We start from the raw sequence: 15948 nt of genomic DNA on the forward strand, positions 1-15948 counted from the left end.
TGACAAATTTCTGTCAGTAAATTTTATCAAATTATTTAGCAGCTTCAACATCACGAGCAATAACCAATTCTTCGTTTGTTGGCACAACAAGTACTTTCACTTTAGACTCTGGTTTAGAAATGATACCAAATGCTCCACGAACATTTTTACTTTCATCAATTTCCATGCCAAACCAAGAAAGTCCATTAACTACATCAGTCCGAACAGCTGTATCATTTTCACCAACACCAGCCGTGAAAATAAGAGCATCAGCCCCATTTAATACTCCAAAATATTGGGCAATAAATTTCTTGAGGCGGTCAACATACATTTCATAAGCAAGAATCGCTTTAGGATTTCCTTTAGCCACAGCTTCTGAAAGATCACGCATATCACTTGAGAGTTCTGACACCCCAAGGACTCCAGATTCTTTATTGAGAATGTCAATCACATCTTGAGCATTTCTAAGGCTTGGGTCGCTCTCTAACATATAAGGAATGACTGAGGCGTCCATTTCACCTGCACGTGTTCCCATCATTACACCAGCAAGTGGTGTAAATCCCATTGAAGTATCAACAGATTTTCCAGCTTCAATTGCTGTAATTGAAGCTCCATTTCCGATATGAGCCGTAATTAGCTTCAAATCTTCCAATGGTTTTCCTAAAACTTTTGCCGCTTCTTGGGCGACATACATGTGTGACGTTCCATGTGCTCCATATTTTCTGATTGAATAATCTTCATAATATTTTGTTGGAATAGGATAACGATAAGCCTTTTCTGGCAAAGTACTGTGAAAAGCAGTGTCGAAAACAGCAACTGCAAGTGCATCTGGTAATAAACGTTGAAAAGCTTCAATCCCTAAAACATTAGCAGGATTATGCAAAGGAGCCAAAGTTGAAAGATTTTTAATCTCAGCCAAAACCTCAGGACTAATAACCGTAGAAGTTTTGAAAAATTCCCCACCTGCAACAACACGATGGCCAATTCCTGTGATTTCGCGGAATTCATGAATTAATTTAAAGTGAATTAATTCATCCATTAATAACAAAACAGCTTGACGATGGTCAACAATTTCTTGTTTTCTAACGTGTTCTTCATTGTTAAATTTAGTTGTTGAGATTGAGCCAGACAAACCAATACGTTCAAAAATTCCTTTAGCAATCACGGTTTCTTCCGGCATTTCGTAAAGTTGCCATTTTAATGACGAGGAGCCTGCATTGACAGCGAGCGTTTTTTCCATACTTACTCTCCTTAATGTATGCGTTTTATTCTTAAAATTATATCATATTTTATGTCTGATTTCATTTCTCCTCCCTCAAGGATCCCCAGAACTTATCATTTTATGTCATTTTAAAAATAAAAAAGATTTTGTTTTAGAACAAAATCTTTTAATTAATTATTTTTTAAGTGCTTCAACATCACGAGCAATTACAAGCTCTTCGTCAGTTGGAATCACAAAAACTTTTACGCGTGAATGAGGTGTTGAAATTTCTCCCTCGACGCCAAAGACATTTTTCTCAGGGTCAACTTCAATTCCAAACCAAGTCAATCCAGAAAGAATTGCTTCACGAACAGGAACCGAATTTTCACCAATACCAGCAGTAAAGACAAGAGCATCAGCCCCATTCAAAACGGCCAAATATTGACCAATAAATTTTTGAATTCGGTCAACATACATCTCAAATGCAAGTTTTGCATCAGTATCTGTATCTTTAGCAGCAATGATATCACGCATATCTGATGAAATACCAGATACACCATAGAGACCAGATTCTTTGTTCATCATATCAACAACACCTTGAGCATCTTTTAACTCAGAGTCATTTTCAATAAGGTATGGAAAAACAGAAGGGTCCATTTCACCTGTACGTGTTCCCATCATCACTCCAGCAAGTGGTGTGAATCCCATCGAAGTATCAATTGATTTCCCACCTTTTACTGCTGTCAGTGATGCACCATTCCCGATATGAGCAGTGATAATTTTAGTTTCTTCAATTGGTTTTCCAAGTAATTTTGCAGCTTCTTGTGAAACATACATGTGTGAAGTTCCATGAGCCCCATATTTACGGACAGCATAATCTGTATAATATTTTTTAGGCAATGGATAACGGAATGCTTTTTCAGGCATAGTTGTATGGAAAGCTGTATCAAAAACTACTACTGAAGTTGCGTCAGGCAGTAAGTTCAAAAAAGCTTCAATTCCTGCAGCATTTGCTGGATTATGCAAAGGAGCAAGAGCTGACAAATCTTTAACTTGTTGCAAAACTTCTGGTGTAACAACTGTTGATTTTTGGAAAATTTCACCTCCAGCAACCACACGATGTCCTACACCTGTAATTTCAGTAAATTCCTCTACTATTTTCAATCGTTTTAAATCTTCAAGTAAAACTTCTACTGCTTCTGTATGATTTGGAATGTCAAAAACGCGTTCTTCTTTTTGCTCACCAAATTTGACGGTCACAATCGAATCTTTCAAACCAATTCGTTCGATTAATCCCTTGGCAAGAACTTTTTCTTCTGGCATTTCATACATTTGCCATTTCATAGATGATGAACCAGCGTTAACTGCTAATGTTTTGGTCATGTTTAATAAACCTTCCTTGAATTTGAAATACGGTTAAATTATAACACAATTACAATTCCTTTTGTGTTTTTCGGTCATGATTCACGAGCTTAATTCAAGATGTAGTTTTTAAAATAAAAAACGTTTTCAAATTCAATCATTTTCATACACTTTAACCAAAAAAATTACTGACAGAACCTGTCAATAATTTCAATCTTATAATTTTACAATTTTTGTAAATTCTTCCATAAAGACTTCTAAACTTTCTCTGTCTGTCAGTGAAGACAAAGGGTGAGCAAAAGTTGCATGTGCAGCCGGTCCCTTTTTCAAAACATAAATCGCCTTAGCATCAGCATTAAAAAGTGATTTTGGTAAAGTGATGACAGCCATCACACTCCCATGTTTACTAATCCACTCCTTTAATAGTGGTCCTTGAGGACTTGTCAGTAAATCTTCTGGAGCTAAGAAAATGGCAAAAGAACCCTCTTTTAAATAATTAAATGATTGCTCAATCAAAAGATGATGAGCAAAAGTATGTCCGTCAGTAGTCGCAACTTCAAAATTCTTTGCAACTTCATCATCTGGATAAAAACCAATTGGTAAATCACTAACAACAACGTCAGCAGGTTCCATCAAACGCTTTTGTACTGCATCAATTTGCATGAACTCAGCCTGACTCCCCATAATTTCAGCCATTGAAGCAGACAAATCTAAAAGTAAATCATCAACTTCAAAGCCCACATAATCAACCTTTTTATTAAGATTAACCAAAAGCGTTTCAGCAAGATTACCCATACCAGACCCAAATTCAATTAAACGAAGTTCAGAATTTTTATTAAGATGTTCAATAATGAAATTAAAAATTAAACCAATTGCATCTGGAGTCATAGCATGATTGGGTTGAAGTGGTGCGACTTGTGAACCTTTCAACAAAACAAATTGAAAAAGTTTTTGCCACTCCTTATTTGATAAATTTAACTGACGAAGTTTGTCATTATTTACTGACAATTCAACAATTCCTTGGTCAGTATCATCTAAAAAAGCAGCATTTTGTTCTACAAAAGCATCATAAAAATCTGTATCCAATTTCTCAGATAGTAACATAATATTTGCAACAACTAGCTCAAAACCTTGAGCCACTTTTTCCATATCCATGTTTTTTCTCCATTTCTACAAAATCAAAATAAAACTGCCAAACTTTGACAGTTTTATTCATTGCTTGATTATTAATCAATCAATCAATCATTTATTTTTTTCTTTTTCGACTGTCCAACTTTTCCAATTCCATCCAAGCTCTGACCGTTACGACAAGCATTGCCACAATACCGATAATTTCTAAAAGTAATGACCGATGGCTTACCGCCTGTGCCACAGCAAAAGCAAGAAATAGAACTCCAACACCAGCAAAGAAGAAAATGTCCATACTCCGCCGAACGTCTTTGGGCATCATGAAAATATACGCAAAGGCAACTAAAATCAACAAGATAATATAGAACATTTTTCTCCTTTCCAAGTTATGACAAGAACTAACGAAAAATTAATTTATTCATCATCAAACTTTCAATAATTGAAAATCAAGTTCCTCTATTTGATTAAACTTATTTTTTCTTCTTAGTTGATTTTTCACGCATTGCTTTATCCAAAATTTGTTTACGCAAGCGGATTGATTCTGGAGTTACTTCCAAGTAATCATCATCACCAAGGAATTCCAAAGATTCTTCAAGTGAAAGAATTTTTGGTGTGTTCAAAACAGATGTAGAATCTTTATTTGAAGAACGAACGTTTGTTTGTTGTTTCATTTTAGTGATATTTACAGTCAAATCATTATCGCGACTGTGTTCACCAACAATCATCCCACCATAAACTTCAGTACCTGCATCAACAAAAAGTTGTCCACGTTCTTGAACGTAACCCATTGCGTAAGAAGTAACTTGACCTGAATCCATAGAAATCAAAGAACCACGGTGACGTCCACCGATTTCTCCCTTAACAGCTGGAAGATATTGGTCGAAAGTATGGTTCATGATTCCGTATCCACGAGTCATTGACATGAATTCTGTTGTGAATCCAATCAAACCACGTGCAGGAACAAGGAAAATCAAACGTGCTTGACCGTTACCAGTGATTTGCATATCAAGCATATCACCTTTACGTTCAGAGAGCGCTTGGATAATTGAACCTTGATATTCTTCAGGAGTATCGATTTGAACACGTTCAAATGGTTCGCAAGCAACACCATCAATATCTTTGATGATAACTTCAGGACGTGAAACTTGAAGTTCATATCCTTCACGACGCATTGTTTCAATAAGAATTGACAAGTGCAATTCACCACGACCAGAAACAACCCATTTATCAGGAGATTCAGTGTTTTCAACACGTAGTGAAACGTCAGTTTGCAATTCAGAAACCAATCGTTCTTCAACTTTACGTGAAGTTACCCATTTACCTTCGCGACCAGCGAAAGGTGAATTGTTAGCAAGGAAAGTCATTTGCAAAGTAGGTTCGTCAATGTGCAAGATTGGCAATGGTTCAACGTGGTCTGAAGGTGTAACAGTTTCCCCAACGAAGATATCTTCCATACCAGACAAAGCAATCAAATCACCAGCTTTTGCTTCTTGGATTTCTTGACGGTCAAGACCGAAGAAACCAAAAAGTTTAGTGACACGGAAGTTTTTAGTTGAACCATCAAGTTTAGACAAAGTAACGCTGTCCCCAACTTTGATTGTTCCACGGAAAACACGTCCAATACCAATACGTCCAACATAGTCATTGTAGTCCAAAAGTGAAACTTGGAATTGCAAAGGTTCATCAGAGTTATCAACTGGACCAGGGATATGGTCGATGATTGTATCAAAAATATTTGCCATTGTGTGTTCTTGATCAACTGGATTATCAGACATTGATGAAGAACCGTTGATTGCTGAAGCGTAAACAACTGGGAAATCCAATTGTTCGTCATCGGCACCAAGTTCGATGAAAAGTTCAAGAACTTCATCAACAACTTCAGCTGGACGAGCAGATGGTTTGTCAATCTTATTAACAACAACGATTGGAGTCAAGTTTTGTTCCAAAGCTTTTTTCAAAACAAAACGTGTTTGAGGCATTGTTCCTTCATAAGCATCGACAACGAGGACAACCCCATCAACCATTTTCATAATACGTTCAACTTCTCCACCGAAGTCCGCGTGACCTGGTGTGTCCAAGATGTTGATACGAGTTCCGTTATATTCAACTGCTGTATTTTTGGCAAGGATAGTAATCCCACGTTCTTGCTCAAGTGCATTTGAGTCCATCGCACGTTCAGCTAATTCTTTACGAGCATCCAACGTTTGAGATTGTTTTAAGAGTTCGTCAACCAATGTAGTTTTACCATGGTCAACGTGGGCAATAATAGCGACGTTTCTAATATCTTCGCGTAATTTAGTCAATTTTATCATACCTTACTTTCGTATATATCTAACCCATTATAGCACACTTTTCTAAAAGCTGTAAATGCACACGTTTACAAGCCTAACAAAGATTTTTTTACTTCCAAAATGAAAACCCCAAAGAAAAATTTCTAAGGAGTTCTTTATTTTTTTATAATTAATAAAATCAGTAAAAATGATTATGTTGTTAACATTCTTTTATTCTTAAACTGTAGAGAAAGAGTAAAAGAAAAGCAACTAAACCAAATAGAACAGCAATAATATATCCAGCTCCATAAAAGGTTAGAAAGATAGAAAGTTCAGCCCCAAAAGTATTCCCAGATAAACTATGATTAAAAATAATCATAGACGGAAAAGCTATAACTAAGAAACTAATGTAAAAAATAAGACTAGCAAAAGAAAAATAGACACTAAACTTTATTTTCCTATAAATGAGAAAAAGTGATATAAGCAACACCAATCCCAAAATGAAACTATAAAAAGGAACTTGATGAAAAAGAAAATAAAAGAAATTTTCTCGACTTTTGTTATAGTCAAAATTTGTATTCAATTTAGCCTGATTTACCGTTGCAGGAAGAAACATGGTTCCTATCCAAATGATGAATGCAAGAAATACTTGCCAAATTTTTATGCCTTTTATATTCATTCCAATTCCTCTCACTAATAAGCTCTATTTGTTGTTTGGAATTTCCATGTACTATTTCCCCGTTTAAGTGTGGCAAAATACGTAGCTCCTACATTTGCCCCACTTGCTGGAACTTTTACAGGTTTATAGTTTCGCGTAATTGACCACGATAAACTATTCCCTTCTGATTTGTCATCAACTTGTTGAGTATAACCACTTGAACCTTTAATCTGACCATTCGTTGCATTAGTAACACTAGAATTATCAACATAAACATGGTCAATGCAAGAACCATAGCCACCTGTTACTTTTGTTAGCGAAGCATAGCCATTAGATACTATCCAATTTATATTCAGTTTAAACGTAACAGAATAAGTCTTATCTGAATTTGTCTGATTTTGGCTGGCAGCAAAAACTTTTGTACCCAAAATTCTCCAAAGGACATTGCATTCAAATTACCCACTTTTTTAACTGCTTCTGCTTGGCTTAAATCTGCTGTATAGGTCGTTACACCCATAATCGTACCTTTATCGTTCGAAATTACCTGACTATCCACCGTCACAGGTGCAGCCAAATTAGGCCCACCACTAGTATTATCTAATGTAACACCATTATTTACAACATATTTAACTTGCTTTTTCGTATTTGTTATTATTTTATCTGCCTTTTTAGGTATATTCAAATTAACTTTTCCATTTTTAGACACATCAACATTAGGTGCTAATGCACCATCTGCTTTTACAGCAAATCCAGTTGCAAATAATACACTGACAACAAGTGTGCCAATAATAATTTTTTTCGCATTCATAACTAAATCCTCTTTTCTTAGTCTGTAAGTTACTAATCTAAGAGCTAGTCTTTAAATTATAACTTACTTGATGTTATATTTTTCATTAAAAAATTACCCACTTTCTTTTTGCACGATATACCTTTGAGTTGATATTGAACTTTATTAATTTTCCATTGATCCTCCCTCTCTTTCAAGATTTATTTCTATCATTATTCATACTTTAATTGTAAGCCTTTTTATTTTCGTTTGCAATATTTTTTTGCACAATTTCATCATTTTTGTTACGAAATCAATTTTTTTGTGATGAAATTGATATTTTCATTGTAAAAAGTAAAAATCACCCCAATATATTACCTCATCTAGACAATTCAACAACCTCATCCGCCATTTCCCAAATAACAGGATTATGCGTAGCGATAATAATAATCCGATTTTCATTTTTCATACTCAAAAGCAGTTTCATCACTTCTTCACTATTCTCAGAATCTAGTGCTGCTGTTGGCTCATCTGCCAAAATAACCGGTGAATCCTTCAAAATCGCTTTAGCAAGTGCCACACGCTGTGCCTCACCACCTGACAATTCATAAATTTTTTGATTGAGTTTTAAATAGGCTACATTAACTTGTGCCAAAGTTTCAAGCTTTTTTTCTTGTTTAGTTTTCTTGGATAACTTTTGATTAATCAATCCCAAATCCAAATTTTTATCAATCGTTTCATTTTCAATCAATCCAAAATTTTGAAAAAGATAAGACAAATCATTTAGAAAATAGGAATGTTTCTTGATTTTTGATAATTCTTTTCCCTCATAACGAATACTTCCCTCGTAGGATTCAAGTTTAGCAATCATATTCAGTAAGGTTGTTTTACCAGAACCTGATTGACCGATAATGGCATAAACTTTCCCAGCTTCAAAGGTTAATTTAAAGTTATCAAAAACCTTTCTATGTAAAAATTCTTTAGTAATATTAGTTAATTCAAACATCTATTCTCCTTTCAAACTATTTATTTGTCCATTTTCAAAATTCTTCATTTGAACAAGTAGGATAATGAGCGAAATAAACCACAAAGCACTTACAACAAAAAGAGAATATAAAAACTCATTGCTGATTATTGTCAATGTTGGTAATAAAATCAAAAGTAATCCTAACTCTACAAAAATGAATGGACGATGAATTCTCAAGTTGGGCATTCCAGAAATAAATTTTATTACGATTGTTCTTCTGAAATGAGTAAAGTAAAGGACATGAAGTAAAATATAGAAAAAGCTAATGACAATAATCGTTATAATGGCTGATAGGATTGCCATATTTAAACTTTCTTTTACAAGAATTGTCTGTGCTTCATACTGTCCATAGGCATTAACTAAATAATGAACCTTATCGTATAGTCCCAACTCTTTCAGCCTATTAAGCGTTTGTTCTTTACCTTTCACAAAAAAGTAATCATTATCCCCTGCCCATGATATGCCCGTTTCTTCTCCTGATGATTGCGGCGTTATCACAATAATAACCGGGTCAGATATTTCTTGTTGCGTTGTCATTTTCTCATAAGCCACATTGTAAATAAAACGTTTTTCGCCATTTGGTACTTCTTCAACGTATTTCGCCTTCATCTTGGTCTCTTTTTTGCCATTTTGTGTTGTTTCCGTCAATAGTTTGTTGTACTGAGCAATCAATTTTTGACGATTTTTCATTTGATTTTTTGGTATCAGGAGTCCATATTCTCCAAGTTTAAGATTAGAAAAGTCTTCCTTAACCTTAATATGTTGTGCTTTCAGATAACTTGGTGTGACGATAAGTTGGTTTTGGCTACTTTCTTGTGGTCCAGCAAATAAATCATGTCTAACAAATATCGCCTCATCTTTTGTTACCTCAATATTATAAAAGTTCCACCAAGCTTTTGCTTCTTGATTACTTACTTGCAGATTAATAGAAGCATAAGGGAAAGTATAATAATCTTTTTCTTCTTTCCATTTATCTAAATCAGCTTCCTGTTTTTTTAATTCAATTTGATTATAGTGAATTCCTGATAAGCTTGTGACAAGGACAATACTCACAGCAAATTGCATCAAAACCACAAGAATCATCAAAACTGTTGTCGGCAATTTTCCTTTGATAAGTGAATTAAGCTGACTCCGAGAGAGGACAATCATGATTATTGCACTTACTAAGCATGACAGTAGCACAAATATCAAAGAAGAAAAGAAGATAGAAAATAAAGCAAAAATGTGGAGCGACAGGTTGCTTAGACCAGTTATGAGCAAGTAACTAGAAGTCCCTATCATAGCAATAATCGTCAAAATTGCGATAAACTTCATATCACGAATACTCTCTGAAAACACAGTATTCAACAATGTCTTCCCAGACAAAAGTTCTATTCCTGATTTTCGTAACTCTGAGATTCTTACAAAAATAGCTAAGCCGACAAAAGCCATAAAAACGCTTATCAATAACGTTACAGCTTGTGGATTACCATAGATATTGTAATATTCCGCAAGGAGAGACATGTTTGGAATATAAACTGCTGTTACATGAAATTTTTGATTTAAATATTGACTAAACTCTTCAGATTCTTTCCTTCCAGAAAAAACGTTGTAAGTCCCAAACATACCAAGTGGGTCGTACCCCTCTCTTTTCTCTTTTGGTAGTAAAATCATATTACTTGCGAGTTTCCCCGTTCCAAAAGTCATATAAGTTGGCTTGAAATCTCCTGAACCATTAGGTGTGACAACATCCATAACAATAAAGACATCATGTTTTCTTGCATAATCATCCACATCTTTGATAACCTCACGAGAACGAGGGATAATTTCTGGATTTTGCTTCTCATTATTTGCAATAAGAACAGCATTTGGCAATCTTTCTGCAATAATTTGCTGACCTTTTTCTTTTATATTAATAGTATAAAAGACTGTGACTAGAATTGTAGCCACAGTCAAAAAAATATATTTTATTTTTTTCATTGCGGTCCCCAATGTCTGCTTTTAACTGTACCATCGCCATGGAAGAAAACCACACTTTCACCCCAACGAGTATTCAACCAGGCATAGGCTTGCTGATTGGCATGAGCTTCTCCTGCCATTGTCCCTCCATATCTAGTCCGAAAAGCTACTTCTGCCCAATGGTTTCCATAATTGTTCCAGTAGGCCGCGTAAGCTCCCATACCATACTTTTTGTCATTTGTTGAGCCTTGAGAATAAGTTGAACGATTAACAGCGAATACAGGACTGACTTGAAGGAATGTTCCGCCGAGAGTCGCAAGGATAAGTGTTGAAACAAGTAATTTTTTAGTTTGCATTTTTCTACTTCCTTTCTAAAAATTTCTAATCTTTTGTAGAACTTTTTAAAAATTCTACTACAACAAAATTTTTAGTACCTCCTTTCCTCACTTTGAGGGTGTACAAGCCTCTGGTCGAATTCGTTTGTTTAACATTTTTAAGTTGATGTTAAATTTCTATATTTCGATTGTAAACCTTTTCATTTTTACTTACAATCTTTTTTTACATAATTTCATCATTTTTGTGACGAAATCGCATTTTCTGTGATGAAATTGAGTTTTTATCAGGCAAAAACAAAAATCACCCTAAAAAAGAGTGATTATTTTATTCGTTTTGAATGTTTTTTGAGTTCCTTTAACTCTTTTTTGCAAACCTTTGGTGCCTTGATTTTTTTCAAACTTTGTACAAAGCATAGCGTCAATCCATCTTCTTCTATTCGACGAATTTTATTTGTATCAACGAGTAAACCGCGTCCAAGTGCAAGTAAATTGGGAATTTTCTTTTTTACATCAGAAATCGTACCACGAACTAAACATTCATTATCTTTTGTGATGGCTCTAAGATAATTTCGATGTGTTTTGTCCGCTTCGATATATAAAAGAGAATCTATCGAAATTGGATAACCACTGATTTCGACAATAGTTAGCTCATTTGTAAAACAGTAGAGCAACACTTTCTTAATCATTTCTCTAACTTCAGTATCAGAGTCACTGGCCACAGTCATTTGAGTCCATAACGGAGAGGTAGTAAAGTTCAATAATTCATCTTTTAAGTCACGATTATCAGTATAGATAAGAAAAAATGCCTTACTTTCTAACTTCTGCATTTTTTTCAGTATTCCTAACTCTTCTTTTTGTGCAATTTTTATAAAACAAGTCTTAACTTCTTCAAGATAAATTTGAAGATATTTATAGATATCTTGATGATTATAGAATACCATTGTTGCGTCAACCTTGTCTTTTATCCCGAGTTCTTCTTCATTTTCAAGAACAAATCGCTCCAAACGATTTCCTGCATAAAAGTTCGCATCAATCAAAATTCTATTCATTTTTTTACCTTCAACAAGTAAATTTTAACTATAATCTTATTCCAAAAACATCATTACCATTAAATATCTTTTTAGTTACGTTTTCAAATTATATTGTATTATACCATTTTCTAAGCAAATTCTGCACTATTCTCTCTCTTTTACATATAGCTTGGACTTGAAAGCCTTTATCAAATACGGTAAAATGTAGTAATGAAAACTCTCTATGACGTGCAAGAAATGCTGAAAAAATATGGATATATCAATCTTTTTCCAGATCGTTTGGATGCGATTGCTTTTATGCAAATTGAATTAGGAAAAATGCTTGACTCAGGAATATTTCAAAAAAGCGACCATGACTATTTGACTGCTCGCTTGATTTTGGCACGTGAAGAGAGAATTGAAAAGAAAAAATCTACGACCAATAAAAAATGATTCTTTTTTTATTGTCAGATTGGAGAAAAAAATATGACTGCAAGTAAAATTATCGGTATCGACCTTGGTGGAACTTCAATTAAATTTGGAATTTTGACACTCGATGGTGAGGTTCAAGATAAATGGTCTATTCCAACAAATATTTTAGAAGATGGAAAACATATCGTTCCTGATATTATTGAATCAATCAATCACCGTTTAAACCTTTATAACTTAGACAAATCTGAATTTCTTGGAATTGGAATGGGAACACCGGGTTCAGTAAATATTTCTGAAAGTACCGTAAAAGCTGCTTTTAACTTGAACTGGGCAGATACTCAAGAAGTAGGTAAACCAATCTCTGAAGGTGTTGGTCTTCCATTCATTTTGGATAACGACGCTAACGTTGCTGCTCTTGGTGAACGTTGGGTAGGGGCAGGTGAAAACAATCCTGATGTTGTTTTCATTACTCTTGGAACTGGTGTTGGTGGCGGAATTATCGCTTCAGGTGAGCTTATTCATGGTGTTGCCGGAGCTGGTGGCGAAATTGGACACATTTGCGTTGACCCTGATGGTTTTGAATGTACTTGTGGAAACCGCGGTTGCTTGGAAACAGTAACTTCTGCAACAGGTATCGTTCGTTTAGCTCGTAAATTCGCTGAAGAATACGAAGGTGATTCTACTATTAAAGCAGCTATTGACAATGGTGATGAAGTGACTTCTAAAGACATCTTCTTTGCAGCTCAAGAAGGAGATCACTTTAGTTTATCTGTTGTTGATAAATTTGCCTATTATCTTGGTTTTGCTTGTGCAAACCTTGGTTCCACTTTGAACCCTGCTTCAATCGTTATCGGTGGTGGTGTTTCTGCTGCTGGAGAATTCTTACGTGAAAAAGTTGAAAAATACTTCACTAAATATGCCTTTTCAACTGTTCGTAACTCAAGTAAAATCAAACTTGCTGTCCTTGGAAATGACGCTGGAATTATCGGTGCCGCAAGTCTTGCTCTTAAATTTAAAGGAGAATAATTTTGGTTATTATTATCATTGATATCATTCTTGTTTTAGTAATTATCGGAATGTTTGTCTATCCTCGTTGGAATCTTCGTCGTAATGCTAAACTTGTTGAAGAAGCTGAATTTGCTCGTTTAATGCCCACTTCTCAACTAATTGATATTCGTGAAGCAAAAGATTTTCGTATTAAACATATTCTTGGGGCACGTAATCTTCCTGCTGGACAAATTGACCAAAGTTTAAATGCTTTAAGCAAACATAAACCTGTGCTTATTTATGAAAACGGTCGTCCTGTTGGTGGAGCAAAAGTTGCTAAAAAGCTTAAAAAAGCTGGCATTCCTGAAGTTTATATCCTTAAAGGTGGTTTGAATTCTTGGAATGGTAAAACTAAATCTGGTATCTAATTACTAATCGTCTTATTAGTAAATTTCAAATAAAAAAACTCCCTATCATTAACTGACAGAGAGTTTTTTATTTATAAAGTAATTAACCTACTTCAGCTTCAATCATCCAAAGTGTTTTTTCAATATCTCCAAGAGCAGTCGTATATAAGTCAACTGTCACATCATCACCATCATCACCAGCAATTTTAATGCCATCTTTGAAGAGTTGAGTCAAATATTTGTAAGCAACAATCAATTCTTTCACACGTTCTGAATTAGATTTTCCCCAAACGGCGGGAGTCATTTCAATTTTAGAATTTTTATCAAATTCTGCTAAAGTTGAAACTGGAGAACCACCAATAGTGATTAGACGTTCTGCAAATTCGTCCAAATGTTCATCCAATTGATCTTTCAATTCATCCATTTTTGGGTGTAGGTAAAGAAAACCCGGACCACGCAAATACCAGTGGATTTGATGAACAAGTGCTGATGCTTTTGATAAATCAGCAACTGTTTGATTTAAAACTTCTTGTGTGTGTTCATTTGACATAACTAACCTCCATTTTTTAAATATTAAATGTCATAAAGAAACTTAATATTAACTTTTCTATAAATATATTATAAACCAATGAGATTTTTTTCTCAAATGATTTACTTATTTTCTTTTTTCGCTATATTTAAAGTTACAATTGTTCATTTATTTCGTATAGATTAGTATGGACATTTTATTTATATTTGTAATTGGAAGTATTTTTGGCTCATTTTTTGGCTTAATAGTTGACCGTATTCCACTAAGAAAATCGTTTATTTTTGGACGTTCACATTGTGATTCTTGTCAGCGACTTTTAGCCTATCGTGATTTAATTCCTATTTTTTCTCAATTAAGCTCGGGCTCACAATGCCGTTATTGTAAAAGTAAAATTCCATATCTATATATTTTTTTGGAGTTCTCAACAGCTTTAATTTTTGTTTTGGCTTGGGTAAATTATCTTAACCCTAGTCAATTTTTAATGATTATTCTTTCGCTAATTTTATCTGCTTTTGATTATCGTCAGCACAGTTTTCCTTTTGTTACCTGGTTTATTTTTGCACTCAGTTTTATTTTAATATTTCCTCTTTCTCCCATTTTTTATTTTTGGCTTATTTTAGCCCTCTTAGCTGAAAAATTCAATTTAAGAGTTGGCAGCGGTGATTTTTTATGGTTTTTTACCGCTTCATTTTCTCTAACTTTCTTAAACGAAATGCTGCTCCTTCAAATCGCTTGTTCACTTGGCATCATTTATTATCTAATCACAAAAAAGCGAGCTGAAATTGCCTTCATCCCGTTTCTAACTATTGCATATCTAATGTTGCTTTTTGGGCACCAAATTCTGTCACCGTAACCCCTAAGAGCCTTACTCCTAAACTTTCATCATATTCAAGTTCTTCAAATATCTCTTGTGCTACTTCTGCAATTTCTTCTGAACCCTCTAACTTTTCCGCTAAAGATTTTCTTTTTGTCAATGTTGTAAAATCAGAATATCTCAATTTTAAAATGACAATACTTCCTTTTAATTGATGACTCTTTAATGAGTCGGAAACTTTGCCAGAAATTTTACTCAACTCTGCTTTAATATCATCCGGAAGATATAATAGTTTACCATAAGTTCGTTCTTTTCCAACTGACTTTCGCTCACGGTAATTTTTGACTTTCGAGTTATGTATTCCATTGGCCTTTTGATAAAGCTCCCAACCATAAACTCCGAATCTTTCAGCTAAATCAACTGGGTCTGCTTTTTGTAAATCTCCCCCATTAAAGAAACCTAGTGCGTGCAATTTAGGAACTGTCGCTTTTCCAACACCATGAAATTTTTCCACCGGTAATTTTGCTAAAAAGTCTAATGCTTCTTCTGGCATAATTAAGGTTAAGCCATGGGGTTTTTCATAATCAGATGCAATTTTTGCTAAAAATTTATTGTAAGAAACTCCTGCGGAACAGGTTAAGCCTAACTCAACAAAGATATCATGTTGAATCAACTTAGCAATTTTAATTGCTGATTGAGCACCGATTTTATTTTCTGTTACATCTAAATAAGCCTCATCAATTGAAGCTGCTTCAATATCATCTGTGTAACGTTTAAAGATTTCACGAACTTGTTTACTTACTTTTGTGTATTTTTCATAGTTTCCTGAAATAAAAATAGCTTGTGGGCAAAGATCATAAGCTTCTTTAGCACTCATTGCCGAATGTATTCCAAAAGCACGCGCTTCATAAGAACAAGTTGAAACCACGCCACGTCCACCTGTCTGTAATGGATTTCTGGCAATAACAACCGGCTTACCTTTTAAACTCGGATTATCACGCACCTCAACAGAAGCAAAAAAGGCATCCATATCAATATGAATGATTTTTCGAGAAGTGTCATTGATGAGTGGGAAAGTTAACATATTGCTATTATACAAGAATTA

At 34.4% G+C, this 15948-nt stretch carries 18 protein-coding genes; 4 read left to right on the top strand and 14 right to left on the bottom strand.

Translation table 11 applies throughout. From position 1 onward, the window contains the following. Positions 1–31 precede the first annotated feature (31 nt). From ACRYLU_RS10340 to ACRYLU_RS10395, 12 genes are all read right to left on the bottom strand, one after another. Entirely contained in the window at positions 32–1219 is a 1188-nt protein-coding gene (locus tag ACRYLU_RS10340; RefSeq protein ID WP_015427114.1) for an acetate kinase, read from the bottom strand. A 156-nt stretch (positions 1220–1375) separates the two neighbouring features. Continuing rightward, a complete protein-coding gene (locus ACRYLU_RS10345) occupies positions 1376–2563 on the bottom strand; it encodes an acetate kinase (protein WP_004254593.1) in 1188 nt (395 codons plus the stop codon). Between the two features lie 195 nt (positions 2564–2758). Beyond that, positions 2759–3697: a class I SAM-dependent methyltransferase gene (locus ACRYLU_RS10350; protein ID WP_012898520.1), complete on the bottom strand. Its 939-nt coding sequence runs from the start codon at positions 3695–3697 to the stop codon at positions 2759–2761. A 91-nt stretch (positions 3698–3788) separates the two neighbouring features. Further along, entirely contained in the window at positions 3789–4040 is a 252-nt protein-coding gene (locus ACRYLU_RS10355) for a DUF3165 family protein (protein ID WP_038602250.1), read from the bottom strand. Positions 4041–4140: 100 nt separating this feature from the next. Next, a complete protein-coding gene (gene typA, locus ACRYLU_RS10360; protein ID WP_445081385.1) occupies positions 4141–5973 on the bottom strand; it encodes a translational GTPase TypA in 1833 nt (610 codons plus the stop codon). Between the two features lie 187 nt (positions 5974–6160). Then, on the bottom strand, positions 6161–6619 hold the full coding sequence (locus ACRYLU_RS10365; RefSeq protein ID WP_445080964.1) for a hypothetical protein: 459 nt from the start codon (positions 6617–6619) through the stop codon (positions 6161–6163). A gap of 14 nt (positions 6620–6633) precedes the next feature. After that, the gene (locus tag ACRYLU_RS10370) at positions 6634–7026 is read right to left on the bottom strand and encodes a hypothetical protein (protein WP_445080965.1); all 393 of its coding nucleotides are present in this window, start codon (positions 7024–7026) and stop codon (positions 6634–6636) included. Further along, on the bottom strand, positions 6951–7406 hold the full coding sequence (locus tag ACRYLU_RS10375; RefSeq protein WP_445080966.1) for a hypothetical protein: 456 nt from the start codon (positions 7404–7406) through the stop codon (positions 6951–6953). The genes ACRYLU_RS10370 and ACRYLU_RS10375 overlap by 76 nt, the downstream gene beginning before the upstream one ends. A 337-nt stretch (positions 7407–7743) precedes the next feature. Beyond that, complete coding sequence (locus ACRYLU_RS10380; RefSeq protein ID WP_349651937.1) at positions 7744–8370, bottom strand: ABC transporter ATP-binding protein; 627 nt, start codon at positions 8368–8370, stop codon at positions 7744–7746. Beyond that, the gene (locus ACRYLU_RS10385) at positions 8371–10350 is read right to left on the bottom strand and encodes a bacteriocin-associated integral membrane family protein (protein WP_445080967.1); all 1980 of its coding nucleotides are present in this window, start codon (positions 10348–10350) and stop codon (positions 8371–8373) included. After that, the gene (locus ACRYLU_RS10390; RefSeq protein ID WP_445080968.1) at positions 10347–10685 is read right to left on the bottom strand and encodes a lactococcin 972 family bacteriocin; all 339 of its coding nucleotides are present in this window, start codon (positions 10683–10685) and stop codon (positions 10347–10349) included. The genes ACRYLU_RS10385 and ACRYLU_RS10390 overlap by 4 nt, the downstream gene beginning before the upstream one ends. 299 nt (positions 10686–10984) lie before the next feature. Continuing rightward, positions 10985–11713, bottom strand: coding sequence for a LytTR family transcriptional regulator DNA-binding domain-containing protein (locus ACRYLU_RS10395; RefSeq protein ID WP_445080969.1), 729 nt, complete (start codon positions 11711–11713; stop codon positions 10985–10987). A 192-nt stretch (positions 11714–11905) separates the two neighbouring features. Between ACRYLU_RS10395 and ACRYLU_RS10400 the strand changes: the two genes are divergently transcribed. Genes ACRYLU_RS10400 through ACRYLU_RS10410 form a run of 3 tightly spaced genes read left to right on the top strand, consistent with a single transcriptional unit; the run spans position 11906 to position 13521 of the window. After that, positions 11906–12127, top strand: a complete 222-nt coding sequence (locus tag ACRYLU_RS10400) for a YqgQ family protein (RefSeq protein ID WP_021723106.1) — start codon at positions 11906–11908, stop codon at positions 12125–12127. A 33-nt stretch (positions 12128–12160) separates the two neighbouring features. Next, complete coding sequence (locus ACRYLU_RS10405; protein WP_021723105.1) at positions 12161–13132, top strand: ROK family glucokinase; 972 nt, start codon at positions 12161–12163, stop codon at positions 13130–13132. Between the two features lie 2 nt (positions 13133–13134). Further along, positions 13135–13521 (top strand): rhodanese-like domain-containing protein, encoded by a 387-nt coding sequence (locus ACRYLU_RS10410; protein WP_021723104.1) that lies wholly within the window; start codon positions 13135–13137, stop codon positions 13519–13521. Positions 13522–13603: 82 nt separating this feature from the next. Here ACRYLU_RS10410 and ACRYLU_RS10415 read toward each other — a convergent pair whose 3' ends face one another. Continuing rightward, positions 13604–14050, bottom strand: a complete 447-nt coding sequence (locus tag ACRYLU_RS10415) for a Dps family protein (protein WP_004254538.1) — start codon at positions 14048–14050, stop codon at positions 13604–13606. A 166-nt stretch (positions 14051–14216) separates the two neighbouring features. Here ACRYLU_RS10415 and ACRYLU_RS10420 point away from each other — a divergent pair, with 166 nt between their 5' ends. Continuing rightward, positions 14217–14882, top strand: a complete 666-nt coding sequence (locus ACRYLU_RS10420; protein WP_445080970.1) for a prepilin peptidase — start codon at positions 14217–14219, stop codon at positions 14880–14882. Here ACRYLU_RS10420 and dinB read toward each other — a convergent pair. Beyond that, complete coding sequence (dinB, locus tag ACRYLU_RS10425; RefSeq protein WP_021723102.1) at positions 14833–15927, bottom strand: DNA polymerase IV; 1095 nt, start codon at positions 15925–15927, stop codon at positions 14833–14835. The two genes, ACRYLU_RS10420 and dinB, sit on opposite strands and share 50 nt — an antisense overlap. Positions 15928–15948 lie beyond the last annotated feature (21 nt).

The sequence above is a fragment of the Lactococcus sp. KTH0-1S genome (assembly GCF_052544945.1).

Bases quoted from the DNA above. Each gene is read 5' to 3' on its own strand.
- ACRYLU_RS10340 (WP_015427114.1), bottom strand. From the start codon at position 1,219: ATGGAAAAAACGCTCGCTGTCAATGCAGGCTCCTCGTCATTAAAATGG.
- ACRYLU_RS10345 (WP_004254593.1), bottom strand. From the start codon at position 2,563: ATGACCAAAACATTAGCAGTTAACGCTGGTTCATCATCTATGAAATGG.
- ACRYLU_RS10350 (WP_012898520.1), bottom strand. From the start codon at position 3,697: ATGGATATGGAAAAAGTGGCTCAAGGTTTTGAGCTAGTTGTTGCAAAT.
- ACRYLU_RS10355 (WP_038602250.1), bottom strand. From the start codon at position 4,040: ATGTTCTATATTATCTTGTTGATTTTAGTTGCCTTTGCGTATATTTTC.
- ACRYLU_RS10365 (WP_445080964.1), bottom strand. From the start codon at position 6,619: ATGAATATAAAAGGCATAAAAATTTGGCAAGTATTTCTTGCATTCATC.
- ACRYLU_RS10375 (WP_445080966.1), bottom strand. From the start codon at position 7,406: ATGAATGCGAAAAAAATTATTATTGGCACACTTGTTGTCAGTGTATTA.
- ACRYLU_RS10380 (WP_349651937.1), bottom strand. From the start codon at position 8,370: ATGTTTGAATTAACTAATATTACTAAAGAATTTTTACATAGAAAGGTT.
- ACRYLU_RS10385 (WP_445080967.1), bottom strand. From the start codon at position 10,350: ATGAAAAAAATAAAATATATTTTTTTGACTGTGGCTACAATTCTAGTC.
- ACRYLU_RS10390 (WP_445080968.1), bottom strand. From the start codon at position 10,685: ATGCAAACTAAAAAATTACTTGTTTCAACACTTATCCTTGCGACTCTC.
- ACRYLU_RS10395 (WP_445080969.1), bottom strand. From the start codon at position 11,713: ATGAATAGAATTTTGATTGATGCGAACTTTTATGCAGGAAATCGTTTG.
- ACRYLU_RS10400 (WP_021723106.1), top strand. From the start codon at position 11,906: ATGAAAACTCTCTATGACGTGCAAGAAATGCTGAAAAAATATGGATAT.
- ACRYLU_RS10405 (WP_021723105.1), top strand. From the start codon at position 12,161: ATGACTGCAAGTAAAATTATCGGTATCGACCTTGGTGGAACTTCAATT.
- ACRYLU_RS10415 (WP_004254538.1), bottom strand. From the start codon at position 14,050: ATGTCAAATGAACACACACAAGAAGTTTTAAATCAAACAGTTGCTGAT.
- ACRYLU_RS10420 (WP_445080970.1), top strand. From the start codon at position 14,217: ATGGACATTTTATTTATATTTGTAATTGGAAGTATTTTTGGCTCATTT.
- dinB (WP_021723102.1), bottom strand. From the start codon at position 15,927: ATGTTAACTTTCCCACTCATCAATGACACTTCTCGAAAAATCATTCAT.